Consider the following 5,708-nt stretch of genomic DNA (forward strand, 5'->3'; position numbering starts at 1 on the left):
AGTTTGACGTATTTTTATTTGTGAGGCTATTTCTTATTCGTTACAGCCTCTTTTTCATTTTTAACAAAATAAGCTATAATAAAACCAAGGTGGTGATGATATGTATCGCATTATGGTAATTGAAGATAACGATAAAATACGTAATGAGCTTTGTGATTTTTTAAGTAAAAACGGATATGAGGCCTTTGGTCCTGCCGAATTTGATCATTTACTGGAAGATATTCATCAGCAGAAGCCAGATTTACTACTGCTAGATCTAAACCTTCCTGTCGTAGACGGCCATTTTATATGCCGCGAAGTACGTAAGAACAGTGAACTCCCTATCATGATCGTCACAAGTCGTGATTCTGATATGGATGAATTAATCAGCATGAATCTTGGTGCCGATGATTTTGTGACAAAACCATATAACCTGCAAATTCTATTAGCAAGAATTTCCCGTATCTTACAGCGTTCCTATGAGCACGCTTCCAGCAACCAATTGATGATTCATGATATCGTCTTAGATATATCCAAAAGCACCCTCAATTGGAAAGGCAACAGTGTTGATTTAACAAAAAATGAATTACGCATCATGCATTGTCTGTTTCAAAATAAAAATAAGATTGTTTCCCGCAATGAGTTGATGCAGCATATGTGGGATTGTGATCTGTTTGTTGATGATAACACCTTAACGGTCAATATTAACCGCCTGCGTAAGAAATTGGAATATCTGCGATTGGATGATTTGATTCAGACAAAACGTGGTATGGGATACATTATTTATGAAGATTAAAGATTATTTATTTGAGAAACTATATTTCATCTTGTTAGGCTTATTGACCTATGCCATTATCGTGCTATTTCTTTATGGCATAGGAAATAATACGCAGGCCATCATGGTTGTATCTCTATTATATTGGGGCATGCTGCTGGCAATCCTCATCATTGAATATGTACGCCGTGCATCTTTTTATCAACGTTTGTTAGATACCGCACAATCCTTAGATGAAAAATATTTGCTTACTGAAATGATGGAAGAGCCCTTATTCTTAGATGGTAAAATTCTTATGGAAGTATTGCATGAGGTAGATAAATCGATGGCTGATCATGTCAACCTTTATCGCAGTGCACAAGCCGATTATAAAGATTATATTGAGATGTGGGTTCATGAAATTAAAACCCCACTTGCCGCAGCAAAATTGGTGATTTCTAATAATCCATCCGCCATTACCGATAGTTTACATGAAGAAATAGAAAAAGTAGAAAGCTTTGTAGAACAAGCACTTTTCTATGCCCGCAGCACATCAGTAGAAAAGGATTATCTAATTAAAGAATTATCACTACAGGAATGTATATCCAAGATTTTACGCAAGCATTCTAAAATATTTATCTTACAGAAAATCAGCGTAGAATTATCAAATCTTGACCAAATCGTATATAGTGATAATAAATGGCTGGAATTTATTCTCGAACAAATCATTTTAAATGCTATCAAATACATGGATAAAGAAGAAAAAACATTGCACATTTATGCAGAGCGGAAAGAAAATACGATCCACCTGCATATTCAGGATAATGGCATCGGTATTTGTCCAAGTGATATTTCACGCATCTTTGAACGGGGATTTACTGGTAAAAATGGCCGAATAAATGAGAAAGCAACCGGTATGGGGCTATATTTATGTAAGAGTTTATGCGATAAACTATATTTGGGTATACATGCCGCTTCTTCAGAAGGTGAAGGCACTACTATAACATTGGATTTTCCCATTAGTACATTGATGCTGTTAAAGTAATTAATTTTTTATAAATTTTATCTAGAAGCCTTTAATATAAGGCTTTTTATTGTATAATATGTCGGAATATCTATGGTAAAATATACAAATTTCTGCTAGTATGAACATACAGGGAGGGAGAACTATGAACACAAGTGAAAAAAACAGTTATCTGATTATCTATGTTCTGCTTGACTTTGTCCGCTATGTAAAAGAATTGGAAAAAGCTGCTACGACAGAAGAAGAGCAAAAACGTATTCATGAACAGTGCGACCTTTTACAAAATTATTGTGGATTGTATCTGAAGCAGACACTTGGTGAACGTGAAGTTTCTATTTTTCTAAAAGAAATTCAAGATCTGCTAGCCTAGCTGTGGTAAGCAGATAAAAAGCTACAGAACGCTTTGTTTTAAACGGGGCATCTGTAGCATTTTTCTTGAAGGATAACGGTTTGCTTTTATACTATGCATTTCTTTATGATACGATAACTGCGTTTTTTTATATACGTTTCTTATATGTGAGGATACATACGTTTTCGTATCTGCCTCTTTCTTTTATAAGATAATGCATTTACATATCTGTCCACAACAAAGCTCATAAGAGATGTGTGTGGAAGATGATAAAAATGCTAACTTACAGAAATGTAAGTATATTGTAATACACATCCATGGCGTAGCAGACACAGATAACGTAAAATATGAGTGTACCATGGAGGTGATGATATGAAAACATTATGGAATCATCGAATCGAAGGCTGTATTTTATGTATGGCGATACTCTTATTTCTACAGACTCTGCTGCCACCATTTTTACATACCGGCATTTACTGGTGTCTGTTCTTCTTATTTCTTATGACCATACTATTATATCGACTTAATGCCATCCATGAGCATTTGCATAAATAAAGGAGGAGCTTATGAAACCTGTATTAGTTGTAGATAAAATTCAAAAATATTATGGAAATCGCGGTAACATAACAAAAGCAGTTGATAATATCAGCTTTTCTGTTGAACATGGGGAATTTGTTGGTGTGATGGGACCCAGTGGTTCTGGAAAGACGACACTGTTAAACTGTATCTCTACCATCGACACGGTAACCAGTGGTCACATTTTTATCAATGATTCTGATATTACAACATTGAAAAAAGGTGACTTAAGCAAATTTCGTCGTGAAGAATTGGGCTTTATTTTCCAAGACTTTAATCTGTTAGATACTTTAAATGCTTATGAAAATATTGCTTTAGCATTGACCATCCAAAAAGTGAAACCAGATACGATTGATAAACGTATCAAAGAAGTAGCTCATAAATTAAATATTCTTGATGTTTTACAAAAATATCCTTACCAGATGTCCGGCGGTCAAAAACAACGTGTCGCAAGTGCCCGAGCATTAATCACCAATCCAAGCTTGATATTGGCAGATGAACCAACAGGTGCTTTAGATTCCAAATCCAGTCGTATGCTATTAGATACTATGGAACATTTAAATCAAGAATTTAACGCAACCATCATGATGGTAACCCACGATGCGTTCACCGCATCCTATGCTCATCGTATTTTATTTATCAAGGATGGTAAGATTTTTAACGAACTTCATCGCGGCAATGACACGCGCAAAGCATTTTTCTCCCGTATTATGGAAGTTGTCACACTATTGGGAGGTGACATTAGTAATGTACTTTAGACTTGCCCTGCGCAATGTCCGAAAAAGTTATAAAGACTTCCTCATATATTTCTTGACCTTAGCCTTTTCTGTCTGTCTGTTCTATATGTTTAATTCCTTTCAAGAACAACAGGCAGTCATGGAGGTCAGTCAATCACAGATGGAAATGATTAAAATTCTGGTTTATACCATGAAATATCTTTCCATCTTTATTGCTATTGTCTTAGCCTTTCTTATTTTATACGCAAATAACTTTTTGATTCGGCGCAGAAAAAAAGAACTTGGTTTATATATGCTACTTGGAATGCCAAAAAACAAAATATCCCGTGTCTTGGTGTATGAAACATTTATTATCGGTATCTTATCCTTGTTTACCGGCATGCTTATCGACATCTTTCTTTCCCAAATCCTGACAAGCGTCACCGCCAATTTATTTGAGGTTTCTTTAGATTATCATTTTATCTACTCAAATAATGCCACTATATTAACCATTTTCTCCTTTAGTATCATCTTTTTTATTGTCATGTTGTTTAATACCTTCATTTTGAACCGCTATAAACTGATAGACTTAGTAAGAGCAGAACACATCATTGAACACATGCACATTAAAAAGGTTTATTTATCTTTTACGCTATTTATCCTTTCCCTAGCCATACTCGCTTTTACATATCATAAGGCTTTATATGAAAAAAGTCTGATACTTTCCTTCGATCATCTACCAACCATCATCCTCTGTGGCAGCATAGGAACTTTCTTATTTTTCATGTCTTTGGCTGGCTTTCTGATAACAATTATCAAACGATTTCATACTATTTATTTAAAAAACTTAAATATCTTTATTCTGAACCAGATCAATGCCAAAATAAATTCAAACTATATTTCAATGAGCATTGTTTGCATCATGCTGTTAATAAGTATCGGGGCATTATCTACCGGCTGGAACATGAATGCAACCATTAATAAGAGTATACGTAATGTGACCCCTTTTGATTATTCCTTATCTTTACAATATCCATGGGGAAAACATCCTAAACAAATGAACAACGAGCAATTTCAAGCAGTTATTGATAAACTTGGAATAAGCGATGATCCTAATATACAGGAAACAAGAATCACTAGCATGTATATGACAAAACTGCAAAGTGATGTGCATTCCTTCAGTAAATATGTAAGCGATAAAGAACTGCGCAATCTTATAAATACGAATGAATTAAATACTTCTATACTGGTGGTTCCCCTTAGTGACTTTAATTATGTTTTAGAAAAAACCGGGAATTCTAAACTTCATTTGAAATCAAATGAAACTTATCTTTATACGACCATGGCTTTGTTTGATCAAGCTGTTTCTGATATTCTTGCTGCTCATCCTACTATTCAGTTATATAATACCCCACTAACGATAATTAATGATACTTATGAAGCTGTTTCCATGTACACCTCCAGCAATATCGGATATGATACCTTTGTTTTTATCATACAGGATGAGCTTATTCCCTCAGATGCGCTTCCCTATGTAAAAGCTTGGAATGTCGAATTAAAAGACCCTACCAAGGAAACTGCATTTGATCAAATGGTAAATCAAAAATTACATACAAAAAGTGCTAATCACTATCCTTTTCTAGGACGTTCAGCGCAAATAGTTAAAGAAGCCAATAAAGGCATGTCGGTGATATTTACTTATATTGGTTTATATCTTGGCATCGTCTTTATGATTGCTAGTGCCATCATCCTAGCACTTCAACAGTTATCACAGGCAAATGATAATAAAAAACACTATGCGATATTAACCAAGATTGGTACAGATCAGAAAATGTTAAATCGTTCTATCTTTTTACAAATCAGTATATACTTTCTCCTGCCATTATTATTAGCACTCTTACATAGTTTTATCGGTATTCAAGTCGTAAATGAATTAGTTTTATTATTCGGTAAAAGTGATATCCTTATCCCTTCTTTCTATACAGCGTGTATTATCACACTTATCTATGGATCTTATTTTGCCATTACTTATATCGGATATAAAAATATTTTACGTTCATAATGTCATATTTGTTTTATAAACTATGAAATGTATCAATATTCTTGTATTGCTAAAAATAATTTCTTTTTATGATAAAGACCTCTTTTCTCGCACCCTTTACTTGTAATCGTATGAAATACTGAATGGGTATATATGGGATAATAACGATTTAGCGGCTTATGATAAAATGCTGAGTTTAGGGGGTTTTTTTACATACAATCGAGTAGGGTGAAATAAATCACCCTCTCACACCACCGTACGTACGGTTC

General features: G+C 34.3%; 6 protein-coding genes. All 6 read left to right on the forward strand.

The window, feature by feature from the left end:
• Positions 1-100 precede the first annotated feature (100 nt).
• The 6 genes from LI241_RS15315 (at position 101) to LI241_RS15340 (ending at position 5,460) form a co-directional block, all read left to right on the forward strand.
• Positions 101-775 (forward strand): response regulator transcription factor, encoded by a 675-nt coding sequence (locus LI241_RS15315; RefSeq protein ID WP_008690002.1) that lies wholly within the window; start codon positions 101-103, stop codon positions 773-775.
• Positions 765-1,778, forward strand: a complete 1,014-nt coding sequence (locus tag LI241_RS15320) for a sensor histidine kinase (protein WP_008690003.1) — start codon at positions 765-767, stop codon at positions 1,776-1,778. Before LI241_RS15315 ends, LI241_RS15320 begins: the two co-directional genes overlap by 11 nt.
• A gap of 124 nt (positions 1,779-1,902) precedes the next feature.
• Complete coding sequence (locus tag LI241_RS15325; protein WP_008690004.1) at positions 1,903-2,127, forward strand: hypothetical protein; 225 nt, start codon at positions 1,903-1,905, stop codon at positions 2,125-2,127.
• A gap of 351 nt (positions 2,128-2,478) precedes the next feature.
• Positions 2,479-2,661 (forward strand): hypothetical protein, encoded by a 183-nt coding sequence (locus tag LI241_RS15330; RefSeq protein WP_008690005.1) that lies wholly within the window; start codon positions 2,479-2,481, stop codon positions 2,659-2,661.
• 11 nt (positions 2,662-2,672) lie between these two features.
• Positions 2,673-3,440: an ABC transporter ATP-binding protein gene (locus LI241_RS15335; RefSeq protein WP_008690006.1), complete on the forward strand. Its 768-nt coding sequence runs from the start codon at positions 2,673-2,675 to the stop codon at positions 3,438-3,440.
• Complete coding sequence (locus LI241_RS15340) at positions 3,430-5,460, forward strand: FtsX-like permease family protein (RefSeq protein WP_227151444.1); 2,031 nt, start codon at positions 3,430-3,432, stop codon at positions 5,458-5,460. Before LI241_RS15335 ends, LI241_RS15340 begins: the two co-directional genes overlap by 11 nt.
• The last annotated feature ends 248 nt before the right edge of the window (positions 5,461-5,708 follow it).

The organism is Longicatena sp. 210702-DFI.1.196, from assembly GCF_020563125.1.
In the GTDB taxonomy this organism is placed as follows: Bacteria; Bacillota_I; Bacilli_A; order Erysipelotrichales; family Erysipelotrichaceae; genus Longicatena; species Longicatena caecimuris.